The organism is Lonsdalea quercina subsp. quercina, assembly GCF_000688695.1.
In the GTDB taxonomy this organism is placed as follows: Bacteria; Pseudomonadota; Gammaproteobacteria; order Enterobacterales; family Enterobacteriaceae; genus Lonsdalea; species Lonsdalea quercina_D.
This window is the reverse complement of sequence record NZ_JIBQ01000005.1, coordinates 466,060-484,301: the sequence shown is the minus strand read 5'-3', so window position 1 is coordinate 484,301 and position 18,242 is coordinate 466,060. Positions and strand designations below refer to the sequence as shown.

Here is an 18,242-nt window from a genome sequence, read left to right as displayed (position 1 = left end):
TAATCACAGGGAACATAAGATCATTGCTACTCATCTATGGGATCGTGGTCAGAAACCGTTCTATTCTCCATGGCCTCTTGGTAAAGCTCTATGTAACTTTGCGCCATTTTCTCGGAAGTGAACAAACGATTGAAGCGTGCAAGCGCTTTTTCGCCATAATCTTTTGCTAATAAAGGATTTTCCCAAAGAGTAGTCATTGCCAATCTAAGCGCGCCAGGATCTTCTGGAGGAACGACGATACCTGTTTCTCCATCGATATTAATGTATGTTGTGCCTGTACCAATCTCGCAAGAAATAAGAGGCTTGGCATACATAGCGCCTTCAAGCAACGTGATACCGAATGCTTCAGAACGAAGGTGTGAAGGGAATACAACGCCACAACAAAGTTGTAGAAGTGCAATTTTATCTTCTTCCGAAAGTAACCCGAGAAAATGTGTATTTTTCAATCCTAAATCTTCGGCTTGCTTTCTAAGTTCCGATTCCAATGAGCCAATTCCGACGATGGCTAATGGATAGTCTACGCCTTCCATTGCATTTAAAAGGACATCCAGTCCTTTGTAATATCGGAACGCGCCAACAAAAAGGAAGAAACGTTCACCGAGTCGTTTACGCCAATAATCTAATCTTTCAGCACCGACGGATTGATAAAGGTTTCTATCCAGTCCATAAGGTATGACTTTCACCTTAGATGAAAACTTTTGCAAGGTAGAACTAGATGCCAAATAGTTCGGAGAGGATGCCACGATATAATCGACAGAACTTAAAAACTTATTCATTAACGGTGAGTAAATTTTTAAGGCAAACTTTTGTTTCACAATATCAGAATGATAACTCACGATACTGGGTTTTCTGACACCTGAAATAAAATGCAAAATATCCATAAATGGATAAGGGAAATGATAATGAATAATATCAGCTTGCTCTGCTAATTTTCTAAATTTTTTTATAGCGTTGAAAGAAAATGGCGTAGATGCCACCTCAAAACTTGTTTTTGAATAGTAGGATGAATGAGAGCCAACCACTCCTGCATCAATATTACCCCGAGGAGTTAATGTTAGTGTTGTGACAGAAATATCACGACCACTGACGGTTTCACTCAATTGAAATATAACCTGTTCCACGCCACCGAATGTATCCGGATAATAGGTTTTATAGAAGTGCAAAACTTTCAACATAAAAAATCTCAAATTTTTTGGTAAGCGTGAATCGTCTCTTGGGCGCAACGTTGCCATGAAAACTGCGCAGCGCGTATCAAACCTTCTGTTTTAGCCTGATTACGCCACATATCATCTTCGATACTTTTTTGAATTAACTTAGTCAGTGATTCCACATCCATAGGCTCACACATCAATGCACAGTCGCCAACCACTTCAGGGAGAGACGAACTATTTGAGCAGACGACAGGCACGCCAGACGCCATGGCCTCAAGCACAGGCAAACCAAATCCCTCATAGAGAGAAGGAAAGATAAAACTATGAGCACCTGCAAATAAGCAGGGAAGATCAGCAGACTTCATATAGCCTAAATAGTGCAACCATCCCGCACGTTGTCCTTGCTCAAAACGGTGATGCAAGGCATCACTGCTCCAACCCTTAAAGCCACAGATCACTAGTGGATAGCGTTGTCGCAGCGCCGGTGGCAGTCGCTCATAAGCATTTAGAAGTGTTTCAATATTCTTACGGGGCTCGATAGAGCCAGTAAACAAGCAATAATTGCCTGCACTGAGTCCATACTTTGCAATCACTGTCGTGATAGCCTGACTCTCTCGTGGGTAAAAATCTCCACTGCTTGCTAAATGAGCCGAGTAAACTTTATCTAAAGGGAAGTTGAAATAATCTGCGAGCTCTCTACGCGTAAAATCCGAATCAGTGATCAGAATATCTGCTCGTTTGATCGTTAACAGTAATTCTTTTTGCATAAATCGAATACGAGCTTTCGGATGGCATTGAGGCCAAGTAAATATGGAAAGATCGTGAAATGTCGCCACACTTGGACCTACTTTGGGAGGCAAGTAAAAATTTGGGCTATGGTAAATAGCATCACGATGCTTTTTTAATGTTTGCGACTTCAGAGAGGGTACAGTATGGCGGTAAACTTCTGAAACCAGTCTACTTTTAAGCAATATTCTACGTAGGCTGAACCCTGATGATATTGTTTCCTTAGCAACAGGAATGTTGTTAGATAATGTCCTTCCTCGAAGAAAGAAAAGCTCAGAGATCTCTGAGCTTTTTTCTAAACAAGTCGCTAACTCGTAAGCATAACGACCAATGCCGGTTAAGGGGTACCTAATAGAATCTGTACCAAATATGACTTTCATTTATTCGTTTTCCAGCATCCAACGAAGTGTGTCTTCAAGGTTAGGGGTATCCCATGTACCAATGATCGAACGTAACTTTGTTGCATCCCCACAAAGTGTCTTAACTTCATTTGCCCTAACAAAGGCAGGGTTGACTGAAATCGTTAAAGTGTGGCCAGTTATTTTTTCGCACAGATGTATAACATCACGGATTGAGTACACCTTTCCTGAGCAAACGTTAACCGTTTCTCCTACGGGCTTGGTCTCTAATAACCCTAAATACGCGCGGCACAGCGCCCGTACATCTGTAAAATCGCGCCAAACGTCAATATTGCCTAGCTCTAGAGTGGAAGCTTGCTGTTTAAAATGCTTAACGATTTTCGGCAAGAGAAAATTATCCGCCTGACCAACTCCAGTATAGTTAAATGGACGAGCGATAATAATAGGTAATTTATCCACCCATAAACTTGCCATATATTCCATGGCTAATTTACTGACAGCGTAGTCATTGGCTGGATTAACCTGCGTAATCTCACTAAGCGTCCCTTCAGTGCTATTGCCGTAGACGTTAGCACTACTGGCGAGCAATACTGCATCTAATTGACAACCCGATGCATGCAAAGCCTGAAGCAGATTTCGCGTCCCCAGCAGGTTAACGTTATAAAATGCATTAACGTCTCCATGACCCACAAATGCAATAGCAGCAAGATGCACTACCACATCAGGCGCGATATCGTCGACGGCTTTGGTTAAAGCATCAAGATCAAGCAAATCTACCTGATGGTAATCGGCTTCTTCCGATGGCATGGAACCAATCCCGAATACCCGGAATCCGGCAGCGGATAACTCCGCTGCCATATACTGGCCAGTGAACCCATTGATCCCGGTAATCAGGGCACGTTTGCCAGTAGCCAACATCAGAAAGAAAACCCTTGCTGATTACGGCGCAAATCTTCCTCAACCATCATCTGGCATAACTCTTCCAGAGACGTTTTTGGCTCCCAGCCTAATATTTCTTTTGCGCGCTCTGGGTTACCAATCAATAGCTCAACTTCTGCAGGACGGAAATATTTAGGATTAACGCGAACCAGTGTTTTGCCGGTGGCAACATCCACTCCAATCTCGTTTTCGTCCTTACCTTCAAAGCGCAAGGTGTAACCCGCCGCCTTGAACGCCATTTCAACGAAATCACGCACTGTTTCGGTACGATTAGTTGCAAGAACAAATGTGTCAGGTTTGTCGGCTTGCAGCATACGCCACATACCTTCGACATATTCTTTGGCAAAGCCCCAATCGCGTTTAGCGTCCATGTTGCCAAGTTCTAAGACATCCAGTTTGCCCAGTTTGATTTTGGCCACAGAGTCAGTGATTTTACGCGTCACGAACTCACGTCCTCTCAACGGGGATTCGTGATTGAACAAAATCCCGCTAGACGCAAAAATATCGTAACTTTCTCGGTAGTTAATCGTCATCCAGTGTGCATACAATTTGGCAACACCATAAGGACTACGAGGGTAGAAAGGCGTGTCCTCTTTTTGAGGAATAGCCTGAACCTTGCCAAACATTTCGGAAGTTGAGGCCTGATAGAATCGAATCTTCGGATTAACAATACGGATTGCTTCAAGCAGGTTAACCGGGCCAATCCCTGTGATTTCGGCTGTTGTCAGTGGCTGTTCGAACGAAACACCGACAAAACTTTGGGCTGCCAAGTTATAAACCTCTGTCGCCTGGGTTTGCTGCAGTAGACGAATGCTGGCAGAAAGGTCGGTCAGGTCATATTCGACCAGATGCAAGTTAGGATTTTTATCAATTCCCAGCTCTTCAATACGCCAGAAGTTGACTGAACTGGTGCGACGGTAAGTTCCGTATACTACATAACCTTTATCCAACAATAGCTCAGCAAGATAAGCGCCGTCTTGGCCAGTGATACCGGTAATTACTGCAGTTTTCATACTCAATCCTATATATTAAAAATTATTTTAATTTAGCAATGGGAAGTTGTTCCAGCAATTGTAGAGTACTTTCTTTCCACGTAAGCCAAGGAATAGCCTTCGACTGAATCGTCGTGCCGTTCTCATCCATCTTCATCCATTCTTGTATCGCCACAACGATATCTTCAGGTTCTTCACCTCGAAAATAAAGGGCGTTCTCGGCAGCGACTTCTCTTAACACCGGAATGTCTCGAGAAATGATCGGCAAACCGTTCTGAGCGGCTTCGATAACAGGTAATCCGAAGCCCTCAGCCAGTGACGCCACAATCAGTGCCTGCGCATTAGCATAAATTTCGCTCAAGAATTCATCGCTAATCCCATTCAACCAGAAAAGTTTCTCGTTGAGTTGCTGATGGCTCGTTATTTTATTAATTAGAGCGTCAATGTCCCACCCTTTTTTACCAACAATGACAAGATTACAGTCAACGCCAAGTTCCCAAAGCTTGTCAAAAGCGGCAATGACCTGGGCATGACCTTTTCGGGGTTCGATAGTACTCACCATCAGAAAGGTTGTTCTCTTCCTAATTTTTGACAAAACTTCGTCAGAATCGTCTGGCCGGCCCATCGAAGGAAGGCTGGCGGAAAGATCCGCGCCTAAATGGAAATGTTTGATTTCTAGATAAGGATTGATGGTGTATTCATTAGCATGCTCAGATAGCCATTGTTTGACCTCATGAGCCACGCTTTTTGAAATGCAGACTAACCCATCTGTATGACCAGCTAACGATTCTAGCCACACGGGAAAAGCGGCTTGGATTCCTTCCGAACACCATTGAGGATTCAACAACGGGATAATATCGTAGACGACATAATAGACTCGAGCCCCTGCTTTACGCGCATCCTCCAACTGCCTGGCGAGAAATGGAAACAAATGAGCCGTGAGATCCAAGCCTAAGAGAATATCATCCTTGGCGAATAAAACAGGGACGTCCCCTTCCTCGTGGTTAATGCTAAATTTCTCTGCAACAAAGGTATTCGCATAGCGGAAAACACCACCGTAAGCGCAATAAACCGGCCTAATACGATACCCTGGGATATCGAGCTGCAGTAGGTTCGACAATACACTACGTACCACTCGTTGAATGCCCGTAGCTGCATCGACCTCAACCAAAACAGATATATCGACCAAAAGCTCTTTTTGATGGTGTTGATAACAGTTTCTAGCAATAGCCCAGGAAACACCCAATCGATCAACCTCGTTCAATTCTTCATCTGTGAGATCATGAATACGGGCCAATGCCTGCTGGTAAGCTCCTTCGGGAGTAATTTGCTGCCGCTCTATAGCTTCAGGCCGAGTGAGACTTTGTTCGAAAGCCTTTAACGCTATTTGCGCAGTTTTATCCCATGAGAATTCCTTCGCCTGACTCAATGCATTTTCACGAAGTGCCTGATAGAACTCACTATCCGTCAATGCACGCGTCATTAGCCGAGTCATATCGCCAACATCTCGAGGATCGAACATAGATTCCGGCCATCCCATCACTTCAGGGAGACTGCTCGTGTTCGATGCAATAGTCGCAGCACCACAGCTCATGGCTTCAAGTGGCGGCAGGCCGAATCCTTCATGAATAGAAGGGAAAATGAATAATTTACATGAATTATAAAGCCCAACGAGATCGTCATCAGGAATAAAACCAGTAAAGACAATATGATGTTCGGGAAGGTCGTATTTCGAAGCTATTTCAAGCAAATGTAGTCTGTCATGAGGTTTGATCTGACACGCCAGTAAAAGAACATACTTTTCTTTTAGCTCAGCGGGTAAAGCCGCATAAGCTTGGATCAGAGCCTCAATATTTTTACGAGATTCGACTATGCCAATTGTCATGATATATTCTGAAGGAATATGGTATTTTTTCCAAAGCCCCTTTTTATTCTCTTCAGAAATATCTATAACTTTAAAATTCGAGCTTGAAGCGGACGAAATATTCGTTACTTTTCCATGTTCAACCTGAGTATGGGCTTTAACCTCACTTGCGGCTGACTCAGAAATAGCTAACAAACCATCTGCTTTTGGCAATTCTGCCAACAACCCCATATAAAAATCTTTATAATCGGGTGAGGTTAAATATCTCTCCGGGTACAAAAATGGGATGAGGTCGTAAATAACAGTAAAATGACGGACTGAACTTGGGCTATCAGGATATGATACTATATAATCACCATGATACCCCTCAGTAAACCCCATATTACATACAACATCTGGATTAATATTAGCAATAGCTAACTCTCGGCATATCTCTGCCGCTTTAACCCTACCCTTATTGCCATGATTAATTTGAGCCGTTGGCCCATAAGCTGAAAAAGTATAAATATCTTTATCGGATACTAAACCTGAAAACTCCTTTTTCACTGTATTAGTGAGGTCATTAGAATAAAGACCACTTAATAACAGGCTAATTTTATGTCCAGAGGCATTATTTATAATTGATTTAGCTAACATCAAGGAATAGCGACCAATCCCTCGTAACCTACTCTCTGTCTGGCAACTTTGTAGGTCAATAAGAATATGCACGTTTTTTTTCTCCATCAAAATTTATTTTTTTATTTTTTGGTAGATCTCATTCACTTCAGGAGGGAGATCGTCTCGAACTTCCAGTTGACGTTCCAAATGTGAATGCTGCTGTATAATATCTTGTTGGCATGCTCTATGTGCTGGGTTTAGTCGTTGGTAAACTTTCAACGCATTGGGGTACTGACCAGTCTTATGCATAAGATTAATAACAAATATTTTCATTCTGGGATGCGATCGAAGAAATGAAAATGCTTTATTTAACACTCTTTTAACCAAATGCTTGCTGCGTTGAATCGCGCCAAATTTTCTTAGCAGATGGATCTGTAATCCAATATAACGATAACCTGCTGTCATGCGCCAAGATCGGCTAGAAAGTATAGCCTGAGTTTGCTGTTGCAAGACAGTATTCTCTTCTGTCAACTTATTTATTTTTATCTCTGCTTCTCGCAGTAAAGCATTTTCAGCTGCCATCTTTTCTAATTGCTGCTCAATTCTTTGCAATTCGCACCGCTGAAGCTCAATATTTTCTGATGTCAACCTTTGGACCTCTTCCTCAATTCGACGTAACTCACACTGCTGTAACTCTAAATTTTTTGAGGTTAAATTATTAATACGGATCTCTATTTGCTGTAATTCGGCATTTTCCGAGGTGAGGTTATCAACCGTTTTCTCAGTCAGATGTAATCGTTGCTCTAACTCTTCTTTTGCCTGCTCCAACGAGGATATTAATTGCTCGTTTAAACTCGTAATTTGTTCTGGCACACTTTGCTTTAATAGAACAAGTTTATTCTTTAACTCATCACGATAAACGTCCAACTGCTGATTACTGTGTTCAAGTGCAGTACTGAACCTATGATCCAGGTGCGTTACTGCATTGATTAGGTTATTAAGTTTAGACTCAACCTCCTTCAGTTTTTCTTGCTCAAATACCATCATTTGTTCTTGAGCAGTAATCCAGCTATCAGAGCCAGAAGCCAATTCATCAAAGTCTGATAGGTTTTTTTTATCATGAAACAGATCATTGAGCAGGCCAAAACTCCACTCAGACTGGGGCATCGTCCAAAATGCATAAAGCCAATTAGCATACAATCTTGGAAGCTTAAACGGGCTAATCATTACAGGACGGATAAACACAGTGTGAGCTTGTTCAGGCAAAAATATTTCATTCACTAAGATAAAAAACGACTGAAATATATTACCTGGCCATGCACAATCTTTTTTTTCACTTGATATGGAGCCATAATCAATCAAATGGACCTGTTGGTCATCTGAAAGCATGATATTCCAACTTCTCACATCATCATGATACAAACCTATATTCTCTAATTCAACCAACTGCTTTAATATTTGGCTAAAAAGAGACTCATAATCGATAGCTTCTTTCTCTTTTAAACGCTCCATTAATAAATTGCCAGGGAGTCTCTCCATGACCAACCAACTTTCCGCTTCATTTTCATCACTGAGAAATAATTTTGGCGTGGTCATATTAGGCAATGAAGAACGACTTAAGAATTCAGCTTCAGATTTTAACTCGGAAGCATTACGCTTACCTTCAACCGGTGTTAGTTGGCCATTTACAGAATTATGTTGAAATATTTTACATACATACTCATCTGAAAAATAATAACGACGGCTACCTTTATGTATATTGCGGTCAGCTGAATAGGGGTTGTCGTACCATTGTAAAAAAGGTTGGCAGAAATCGTCCAATGCAACATAACTATTGCTAACAAAATACATTGGCCGAGATATATCGGATAGATGAGTAGGAAAACTAGCGACCTGATGATAGAAGTGACACTGTTCTATGAGTTCCCTGGGATCATTCGGTTGAGCTTCACCCCAGTATAAAGGCTCTTCCTTTACTGCAAGCTCAAGAACCATTAATTTAACACTAGCGGCCAGCTTAAACAGCCACTCTTTAACTTGAGGAATACCATGTTGATAAACGATATGGTGGAAGACACTCAATCCAATAACAAAATCGTACTCATCTGGATTTAGCTTCTGGATCGTGTCTTCAATTCTGCCAATAGTAAAATTCACCTTCAAATTTGAATTTTCTTGCGCTAATGCTTGGCATACATCAATATTTTCCTGTAAAAAGTCAATGCCAGTTACAATAGCACCACGACTTGCCAAATTAAGACTAAAAAAGCCTTGAGCGCAGCCAAGATCTAATACACGCAAAGGGCGATCAAGTGTCTTCGCTAAAGCATCATACTGCTTATTAATAATAATCAAACGCTCATTGCAATCGCGCGACGCTTCCTGGTTCCATTCAGCATGACCATAAATCGGTTGATAAACCTCTGGCAATGCCGACACAAGATCTTGCAAAGTCATACTCATAATACCTTTAATTATAACTTTCAAATTTAGATTTCAAATCGACAATACCCCAAAACTCCATACCTTTATGTATATGAAGAATTATAGAGTCATATCGGCGATCCAGAGGAATCATTTCTGATTGAGCGCTTCCTGAAGAAATACCAAAAGAGAGCAAGTAATCTCCCTGATTTAAATTGAGCGGGAAGCTAAATTTGAAAATGTGCATATCTCCTCGGTGAACAGTCAGATCACTTCGTCCTTCAGTTGCCAAGAATGAGTTTGTCCCATACAGAAATATGCCATCTAACGTTTTAATTAATATTCCAGGAACGACATTTTCGAAGTCGTTTTCAAATTTCACCTTAAAGAAAAAATCAGTAAGCTTATTACTTTCAATACTACTAGGATAATGTGTTCCGTCGACCAAAATATCATAGTCAATTATTTTTGCCCCACCTTGTCCCCAACGATATTCTTCCGGACGATATCCCGGGTGGGTACAAAACACATCTTCACTATTGCTTAATAGTAAATCACTACCCGCTGAGGTTTGTTTATCTTGTGCTTCCGCAGAAAATGCTTTGTCAGATTTGCCGAAAAGTTCATCGAGATACCGATTCGTCACATCCCGAGCCGTCCCGTCCATCTCCACAGAACCATTTTTAAGAAAAATGGCTCTGTCACAATGTTTTACTATGTCGCCCGCACTATGAGAAACCAGTAATAAAGTGGTTCCTTGCTTTTTGAACTCGGCGATTCTCGCATAACATTTAGCCTGAAAACGCGTATCTCCTACAGAAAGCGCTTCATCGACGATTAATATGTCAGGACGCCATGCAGTGGCAACAGCGAATGCTAACCGCATTTGCATACCACTGGAGTAAATACGCACGGGCTGTTCAATATAATCACCGATATCAGCAAATTTTTCGATATCAGGCATTAATCTTGTTATTTCTTCCCGGCTTGACCCCATCATTAAACCCGCCATATAAACATTTTGGCGGCCAGTAAAATCTGGATGAAACCCCATTCCTAATTCAAGAAGCGCAGCGATACGTCCTTGAACTTTTATTTCACCTTCTGTGGGTTTGGTTGTACCCGTTAATAACTTTAATAGAGTACTTTTCCCCGCACCATTGACGCCAACAATACCAACTGACTCACCCTCATTGATAGTGAAGTTGATGTCTTTTAATACCCATTTTTTCGTATGTTTTATCGAGGAATCCGGAAGAAGCTTTTCAAGTAAACGAAGCCACTTGGAGGAGTAATATTTATAACACTTCCCAAGCTGGTTAACTGAAATACATGCCATTACAATTCATCCACAATATCAGCTGAGTGTTTTTTAAACATCTTCCACCCAAGTACAAATAAGACTACAGCAATCAAGGTTACGGGCCATAGAGAGTGCCAATCAGGCGCACGGTGGTAAAGCATCACACTCTGGTAGCCCTCGATCAAATTGGCCATCGGATTGTATTTCAGTGCATCACGAGCCCATTCTGGAATGGTTGAACTGACATACACTATTGGTGTAAACCAAAACCAGAATTGCAGTAATATACTGACAAACTGACCAATATCGCGGACAAATACATTCATGACTCCCAGCAGCACACCTAAACCTACGGAGAATAACATTTGTATAACCAGCAGAGGGATAATACTTAAAAATATCCATCCAGGGAAATTTCCCGAGAAAATCAAGAATACTAAAAACAATGAAAATATAATTAAGAAGTTAATAAAAGCAGAACTAGCAACAATGATAGGCAGGCATATCCTAGGAAAACTCAGCTTTTTCAGTATATTTGCATTGGCAATAAAAACGTTGACTAGTCCATTTAAGGTTTCTGAGAACAGCCCCCATGTCAATACTCCTGAGCAGAGATAAATACTATATGCATAGGGTCCCGACATATCAGACATGCGCGCACGCATCAGCTCAGAAAATATTAGGGTATAAACAGCAATCATCGCTATTGGCTGAAAAATTAGCCATAGCGCCCCAAGAAAACTGCTTTGATAACGGGACTGAAAGTCCCGTTTGATACTATCAAGAATAAAGCCACGATAACGAGATATGGCATTTAAAAGACCGCGTAACATGAATTATTCACCACCCAAAATATCGAGAATTTCATGTGTCTTTCGGTGCATCACAGAAGAGTCCTGCTTAGATTCAACGTTCAAACGCACGACAGGTTCTGTATTTGAAGTTCGTAGGTTAAAACGCCATTCAGGGTATTCGATACTGATACCGTCGGTGAGATCGATATTTTCAGCATCAGGTTCATAAATGGCACGGATTTTTTCAATCTTCTGTTTAGCATTTTCTAATTTACGATTGATTTCCCCCGAAGCCGGATATGCCAGTAAGCGATCGCCAACCTGTTGACTCAACGTTTTACCTTTGACCGCCACCAGCTCAGCCACCAGCAGCCACGGGATCATGCCGCTATCGCAGTAAGCGAAATCACGGAAATAGTGATGGGCACTCATTTCTCCGCCGTAAATAGCATCTTCTTTTCGCATACGTTCTTTAATGAAGGCATGCCCGGTCTTAGACATCACAGGGACGCCCCCGGCGTTGTTTACCACATCAATGGTGTTCCAGGTTAACCGCGGGTCATGAATGATCTTAGCACCCGGCTGCTTCTGCAAGAAAGCTTCAGCCAGAAGGCCAACGATGTAATACCCTTCGATAAACTCGGCATGCTCATCAAACAGGAAGCAACGATCGAAGTCGCCGTCAAAGGCGATACCCATGTCTGCGCCATATTCACGCACGGCATCAGCCGTATCTTTACGACACTCGGGCAGCAACGGGTTAGGGATGCCATTGGGGAATGAACCGTCGGCCTCATGATGAACCTTGATGAATTCGACCGGCGCGCCCGCCTGCTGGAAGCGCTTTTCAATCTCATCAATCACATGGCCCGCAGCCCCATTGCCTGAGTTGATCACCAGTTTCATCGGGCGCTTAAAGTTGGACAGGTTCACATACCCCATCAGGTGATCGACATACTCTTTCAAAATCGAGATCTGCTTGTAGCTACCGCGTTTAGATTCATCGACCGGTCCAAAGTTATTCTCTTCCGCCAATCGTTGAACATCACGCAGGCCGGTATCGCCGCTAATCGGCTTCGCGTTTTCACGCACCAGCTTCATACCGTTATAGTTCATCGGGTTATGGCTAGCAGTGACTTCAATACCGCCATCAATACCTAAATGAAAAGTAGCAAAGTAGATCTCTTCAGTACCGCTCATACCAATATCCAGTACGTCCGTACCCGCATCCCGCAAGCCTCGCGCCAGCGCCTGCTTCAGCGTTTCACTGGTTAGACGGACATCGCCGCCCACGGCAATGGTTTTCGGTTTTAAAAACTCGCCATAGGCTCTGCCGATACGATACGCGATATCTTCATTCAGCTCAGGGCCTAATTCACCGCGAATATCGTAGGCTTTGAAACATGTTAATGCTGACATAAATCCCTTCTAAATGTTTCAGTTACTGGTTATTGGCTACATCAATAAAGTCGTCGTCGCCCAAGTATGAACCGGATTGGATCTCAAGGAGTTCCAGCGGAATTTTACCTGGGTTTTCAAGCGTATGTCGTGAACCAATAGGAATAAAGGTCGACTGGTTTTCCGTTAAAAGCAGCGTCTTATCCTGAATAGTGACCTTCGCTGTCCCTGAAAGGATGACCCAATGTTCCGTACGGTGATAGTGCATTTGCAACGGGAAGGATTCGCCGGGCTTCACGGTGATACGGTTAACATTGAACCGATCGCTTTGCACAACCAGATCGCAACGTCCCCAAGGCCAATAAGTTTCGCGGTGACGGCGATATTCGCTGCGGCTGTTCGCCTTCAGGAATTCAACTACGCGTTTGACGTCCTGCACTTCGTTTTTGTTGGCAACCAATACGGCATCTTTCGTATTGACAATGACCAGGTTGTCCACGCCGATAGCCGCCACCAGTTGGTCGTCGGTATTGATGTAGCAATCCTGGGTGTTATGCAGAAAGGTATCCCCTTGAAGGGAATTGCCCTGCTCGTCTTTTTCATTGACTTCCCACAGAGCGGACCAGGAACCAACATCGCTCCAGCCCGCGTCTAACGGGATAACCACGGCATCATCCGTCTTCTCCATAACCGCATAGTCCACGGACTCGTCGGGACAGTTCATGAAGCAGTCTTTGTCGATTTTGATGAAGTCGCTTTGTTTATCTACGCTCGAAATCGCTGACTGGCAGGCTTCCAGAATGTCGGGCCGGAACTTCTCCAGTTCCTGTAAATAGCGCTTGGCATGAAACATGAACATACCGCTATTCCAGTAGTATTCACCGCAGCGCAAATAGGCTTCTGCAGTTTCAAGATCGGGTTTCTCCACGAAACGCTGCACGCGGTAAGGCGCGTTTTCCGCGCCCGAAAGCTGTTCGCCACGGTGGATATAGCCATAGCCCGTTTCGGGACCAGTAGGAATGATGCCGAAGGTGACCAGACTTCCTGCCTTGGCGTGAGGAATCGCATTTTCAACCGCTTTATGAAAGGCAGCTTCATTTTCCATGATGTGGTCAGCGGCGAGAACAAGCAGGATGGGGTTGTCGCCCGCAGACACCGCATTCAGCGCAGCCAATGCGATCGCGGGTGCCGTATTACGACCCACGGGTTCAAGGATAATGTTACTAGAGAGCTTGTTGACTTGTCGCAACTGCTCGGCAACCAAGAATCGGTGTTCTTCGTTACAGATAACCATCGGGTCGCGTGTCTGGATGCCATCGAGACGATTTACCGTCTCCTGCAGCATGGAGTTTTTACCATGCAGGCAAATGAATTGTTTGGGATAAAGTTCACGAGAAAGTGGCCATAAACGGCTTCCGGTTCCACCGGCCATAATCACTGGAAGTAGCATTTTGCGTTGTAACCTTTTATATATCTTTGAATAATTTATATAATTTTATACAGAAAACAATTAAACAAGCTTTCCATTCTGACTAACCTGTCTCTGCGCAAATTCCAACTCTTTGCTCTGTGCATTGAGTCAACTTCCTGCTCAAGATAGAAAGATCGCACCAACAAGCATAGTCACTACTACCCAAGACCGACAACGTCGAAAGACATTATTGAACCCTGTTTTATCAATAAATACACGTTTTTAGCTTAACCTCTCAATACAGAGCGCGAACAGCGCAATCTGAAGAGAGATTAAGGCTTGTCGATGCTATATCTAGGCAAATATTTCACATTAAAACAGCAATATAGAAACAACCTTCATATAAAAATCACAACAGAACGTTTTCCTGGAGCGTCTTAGCCTGTTCATCTTTTGCCGACAGCACGACTTTGCCATTCTGGATTGGCCATTCGATGCCGATAGCGCTGTCGTTCCACAAAATGGAGTGTTCAGCGGCAGGATTGTAGTAATCGGTGCATTTATAGACGAATTCCGCTTCATCGCTGGTCACATAAAACCCGTGAGCGAACCCTTCCGGAACCCAGAGCTGGCGTTTGTTTTCGGCGGAAAGGAAAGTGCCGACCCACTGGCCGAACGTGGGCGAACCTTTACGAATATCGACCGCAACGTCAAAGACTTCCCCTGATACCACGCGAACCAGCTTACCCTGAGTGTTTTCCGTCTGGTAATGCAATCCGCGCAGGATGCCCTGACGCGATTTGGAATGGTTGTCCTGCACAAATGAGCAAGGCCGCTTGGCGACCAGCTCTTCGAATTTTTTCTGCTGCCACGTTTCCATGAAGAATCCGCGCTCGTCACCGAATACCGCGGGCTCAATAATTTTCACATCAGGTATAGCCGTATCGATTATTTTCATAAGATCACTTATACGCTTGAATGTTGTTGAGGGCGGATTGCCAGTCGCTGGGAGCGATACCAAACTGTCGTTGGATCTTCTGACAATTGAGTCGAGAGTTGGCCGGTCTTTTGGCGCGGGTAGGATATTCGGAGGTCGAAATAGAGGTTAATGTCGGCAGAGACGCCAGTAATTCCGCCTTGCCCGCCTGCTCGAAAATAGCCTGCGCAAACTCGAACCAGCTGACATACGGCATGCCGGAGAAATGATATACGCCCCACTCAGGCGTGTTGCCGGCTTCGATAAATTCCACCATGCGGATCAACGCCGCGGCAATATCGCCAGCGTAGGTGGGACCACCCACTTGATCGCCGACGATGCTGAGCGCATCGCGTGTTTCGCCCAAACGCAGCATCGTCTTGACGAAATTATTGCCATGTTCGCCGAACACCCAAGCGGTACGCAGGATCAAATAGCGGTCGGCCGATTCTGCAACCGCATACTCACCGGCGAGCTTGCTTTTGCCATAGATCCCTTGCGGACCCACGGGCATCTCTTCGCTGTAAATCTGGTCGCTTTCACCATCGAAAACATAGTCGGTGGAGATATGTAGCATGACGGCGCCGACCCGTTTCGCAGCCTCGGCCAGGTAAGCCGGACCGTCGCGGTTGATGGTGTAGGACGGCGCGATTTCATCTTCGGCCTTATCTACCGCCGTATGTGCTGCGGCGTTAATAATATAGTCCGGTTGAAACTGTTCCACTTTGCGCATTACGGCGTAATGGTCAGTGATGTCCAATTCATCGCGGTCGACGGCCAGCAGCTCAGCCTTCCCCTCCAGCTGAGCGACCAGGCTATGGCCTACCTGTCCCCGACTGCCGGTAATCAAAATTTTCATTCTGGCTCCTGAATATCCGGTCAGTTAAGTAGGTTCATGAGGTAGCGACCATACTGATTTTTCATCATCGGGTCCGCCAACGTCGCCAGCTGTTGATTGGAAAGCCAACCGTTACGCCAGGCGATCTCTTCCAGACAGGCGACCTGCAGGCCCTGCACATTTTCGATGGTCTGCACAAAAGAAGAAGCGTCGTGCAAACTCTCATGCGTCCCCGTATCCAGCCAGGCGAAGCCGCGCCCGAACAGCTCGACATTCAGCGAATCATCCTCAAGATACATCTGGTTGATAGAGGTAATTTCCAGCTCGCCGCGATGGGACGGCTTAACCTGTTTGGCGAACTCCACCACGCGGTTGTCGTAGAAGTAGAGCCCGGTAATGGCATAGTTGGATTTAGGCTTGGTCGGTTTTTCTTCGATGGAGACGGCTTTCATCTTCTCGTCAAACTCCACCACGCCGAAGCGCTCGGGGTCTTTCACCTGATAGCCGAACACGGTCGCACCGTGCTCTTTGGCGGCGGCATTCGCCAACATGCGGCTGAAAGACTGACCATAGAAGATATTGTCGCCCAGCACCAAGGCGCAGCGATCACTCCCGATAAAGGATTCACCGATGATGAACGCCTGCGCCAGGCCGTCAGGACTAGGCTGTTCCGCATAGACGATATTGATGCCGAAATTGGAGCCATCGCCCAACAAACGGCGGAAGGCCTCGTTATCTTCCGGCGTCGTGATAATCAGGATGTCCCGGATGCCAGCCAGCATTAGCGTGGAAAGCGGGTAATAAATCATCGGCTTGTTATAAACCGGTAGCAGTTGCTTTGACACGCCGCGCGTCAGGGGGTACAGACGCGTGCCGGATCCGCCGGCCAGAATAATGCCTTTCATGATGTCTCTCCCATACCCAGGCGCTCACGCGCATAGGAGCCATCCTGAACGCGGCTCCACCATTCCCGGTGAGTCAAATACCACTCCACGGTCTTACGAATCCCGGAATCGAATGTTTCCTGCGGTTTCCAGCCCAGCTCGCGGGCGATTTTACTGGCGTCGATGGCGTAGCGAACGTCATGACCAGGACGATCTTTCACATAGGTGATCAGGTCCTGATACTGGTTGACCCCATTGGGCTTTTTCGGCACCCGCTCTTCCAACAAGGCGCAGATGGTCTTCACGACGTCGATATTGGCTTTCTCGTTATGGCCGCCGATGTTGTAAGTCTCACCCACTTCGCCGGTGGTCACCACGGTATAGAGCGCACGGGCGTGATCTTCGACGAACAGCCAGTCGCGGATCTGCATGCCGTTGCCATAGACCGGAAGCGGTTTACCCTCCAACGCGTTAAGAATCATCAGAGGGATCAGTTTCTCTGGGAAATGGTAGGGGCCATAGTTGTTGGAACAGTTGGTGACGATCGTGGGTAGACCGTAGGTCCGCTGCCAGGCACGCACCAGATGATCGCTGGAGGCTTTCGAGGCGGAATAGGGGCTGCTGGGCGCATAGGATGTCGTTTCGGTAAACAGATCATCCACGCCTTCCAGATCGCCATAGACCTCATCGGTAGAGATATGGTGGAAACGGAAACGTGTTTTTTCCGCCTCGTTGAGCGACAGCCAGTAAGCGCGAGCAGCCTCAAGCAGCGTGTACGTCCCTACAATATTCGTCTCGATAAACGCTGCCGGACCGTCGATGGAGCGGTCAACGTGCGATTCCGCCGCCAGGTGCATAACCGCATCAGGGCGGTGGCTCTGGAAAATATCGTCCAGCGCGGCGCGATCGCAGATATCCGCTTGAACAAAGGCATAACGCTCGTGGTCTTCAACGTCTGTTAACGATTCCAGATTCCCAGCGTAGGTCAGCTTATCCACATTAACCACGGCATCCGAGGTGTTGCTGATGATGTGGCGAACGACGGCAGAACCGATAAAGCCTGCACCGCCTGTAACCAATATTTTCATAGTAAGAAATCCCAAAAAGAAATGACTAGCCTTAGCGATTGCAAGGCTATGAAGCCGACGATCCCTGAATTTTAGGCACGCTACCGCCCTTAGGCTTTCTCCTAAAAGACATCACTTGCCGCTAGACTGTTTTCTTCCTGGGACTCTTTTTCGCGCCGTCAGGCGAGTCAGAGAGTGGTCGCATTCTACATGCCCTAATACCCAAGGTGTAGTGACTCCTGCAGGAAGACCGCCAAAAACAGTCAAATTTTTATCTCCTTCACATTCACTCTTCTGTTGGCAAGAATCGACTCTAACAATGAATTGCAAAGGCAATAAATAAGCATTCTCTGTAATTGCACACGAAAGGAAACTTAACGCGTCTCCGCCCTTTGCACGCTTCCGGCATGGATGGGACACAATACAGCATAGTGGATAGGGATAAAGGGGCGCTGAAAA

Annotated in this window: 14 protein-coding genes; all 14 read right to left on the bottom strand. The window is 45.2% G+C overall.

All coding sequences use genetic code 11. The features are described 5' to 3' along the window. Nucleotides 1-26: 26 nt before the first annotated feature. Nucleotides 27-1,175 carry a glycosyltransferase family 4 protein gene (locus SB13_RS07200; protein ID WP_200872282.1) on the bottom strand — a complete coding sequence of 383 codons (1,149 nt, stop codon included), beginning with the start codon at nucleotides 1,173-1,175 and terminating at the stop codon, nucleotides 27-29. 8 nt (nucleotides 1,176-1,183) lie between these two features. Then, nucleotides 1,184-2,317, bottom strand: coding sequence for a glycosyltransferase family 4 protein (locus SB13_RS07195; RefSeq protein ID WP_036149991.1), 1,134 nt, complete (start codon nucleotides 2,315-2,317; stop codon nucleotides 1,184-1,186). Beyond that, nucleotides 2,318-3,214: a GDP-mannose 4,6-dehydratase gene (locus tag SB13_RS07190; RefSeq protein WP_026739701.1), complete on the bottom strand. Its 897-nt coding sequence runs from the start codon at nucleotides 3,212-3,214 to the stop codon at nucleotides 2,318-2,320. Further along, nucleotides 3,214-4,248, bottom strand: a complete 1,035-nt coding sequence (gmd, locus tag SB13_RS07185) for a GDP-mannose 4,6-dehydratase (protein ID WP_026739700.1) — start codon at nucleotides 4,246-4,248, stop codon at nucleotides 3,214-3,216. Before gmd ends, SB13_RS07190 begins: the two co-directional genes overlap by 1 nt. A gap of 22 nt (nucleotides 4,249-4,270) precedes the next feature. Then, nucleotides 4,271-6,799 carry a glycosyltransferase family 4 protein gene (locus SB13_RS07180; protein WP_026739699.1) on the bottom strand — a complete coding sequence of 843 codons (2,529 nt, stop codon included), beginning with the start codon at nucleotides 6,797-6,799 and terminating at the stop codon, nucleotides 4,271-4,273. 21 nt (nucleotides 6,800-6,820) lie between these two features. Beyond that, on the bottom strand, nucleotides 6,821-9,145 hold the full coding sequence (locus tag SB13_RS07175) for a methyltransferase domain-containing protein (protein ID WP_051616263.1): 2,325 nt from the start codon (nucleotides 9,143-9,145) through the stop codon (nucleotides 6,821-6,823). Nucleotides 9,146-9,158: 13 nt separating this feature from the next. Beyond that, entirely contained in the window at nucleotides 9,159-10,451 is a 1,293-nt protein-coding gene (locus tag SB13_RS07170) for an ABC transporter ATP-binding protein (RefSeq protein ID WP_026739697.1), read from the bottom strand. Next, nucleotides 10,451-11,248, bottom strand: coding sequence for an ABC transporter permease (locus tag SB13_RS07165; RefSeq protein ID WP_026739696.1), 798 nt, complete (start codon nucleotides 11,246-11,248; stop codon nucleotides 10,451-10,453). Before SB13_RS07165 ends, SB13_RS07170 begins: the two co-directional genes overlap by 1 nt. Nucleotides 11,249-11,251: 3 nt before the next feature. Then, nucleotides 11,252-12,628 (bottom strand): phosphomannomutase CpsG, encoded by a 1,377-nt coding sequence (gene cpsG, locus SB13_RS07160; RefSeq protein ID WP_026739695.1) that lies wholly within the window; start codon nucleotides 12,626-12,628, stop codon nucleotides 11,252-11,254. A gap of 22 nt (nucleotides 12,629-12,650) precedes the next feature. Beyond that, nucleotides 12,651-14,057 (bottom strand): mannose-1-phosphate guanylyltransferase/mannose-6-phosphate isomerase, encoded by a 1,407-nt coding sequence (locus SB13_RS07155; RefSeq protein ID WP_026739694.1) that lies wholly within the window; start codon nucleotides 14,055-14,057, stop codon nucleotides 12,651-12,653. 370 nt (nucleotides 14,058-14,427) lie between these two features. Continuing rightward, complete coding sequence (rfbC, locus tag SB13_RS07150; RefSeq protein ID WP_026739693.1) at nucleotides 14,428-14,976, bottom strand: dTDP-4-dehydrorhamnose 3,5-epimerase; 549 nt, start codon at nucleotides 14,974-14,976, stop codon at nucleotides 14,428-14,430. Nucleotides 14,977-14,980: 4 nt separating this feature from the next. Next, nucleotides 14,981-15,853, bottom strand: coding sequence for a dTDP-4-dehydrorhamnose reductase (gene rfbD / locus SB13_RS07145; protein WP_026739692.1), 873 nt, complete (start codon nucleotides 15,851-15,853; stop codon nucleotides 14,981-14,983). A 20-nt stretch (nucleotides 15,854-15,873) separates the two neighbouring features. Continuing rightward, the gene (rfbA, locus tag SB13_RS07140; protein ID WP_026739691.1) at nucleotides 15,874-16,737 is read right to left on the bottom strand and encodes a glucose-1-phosphate thymidylyltransferase RfbA; all 864 of its coding nucleotides are present in this window, start codon (nucleotides 16,735-16,737) and stop codon (nucleotides 15,874-15,876) included. Then, on the bottom strand, nucleotides 16,734-17,804 hold the full coding sequence (gene rfbB, locus SB13_RS07135; protein ID WP_026739690.1) for a dTDP-glucose 4,6-dehydratase: 1,071 nt from the start codon (nucleotides 17,802-17,804) through the stop codon (nucleotides 16,734-16,736). The genes rfbA and rfbB overlap by 4 nt, the downstream gene beginning before the upstream one ends. Between the last annotated feature and the right edge of the window lie 438 nt (nucleotides 17,805-18,242).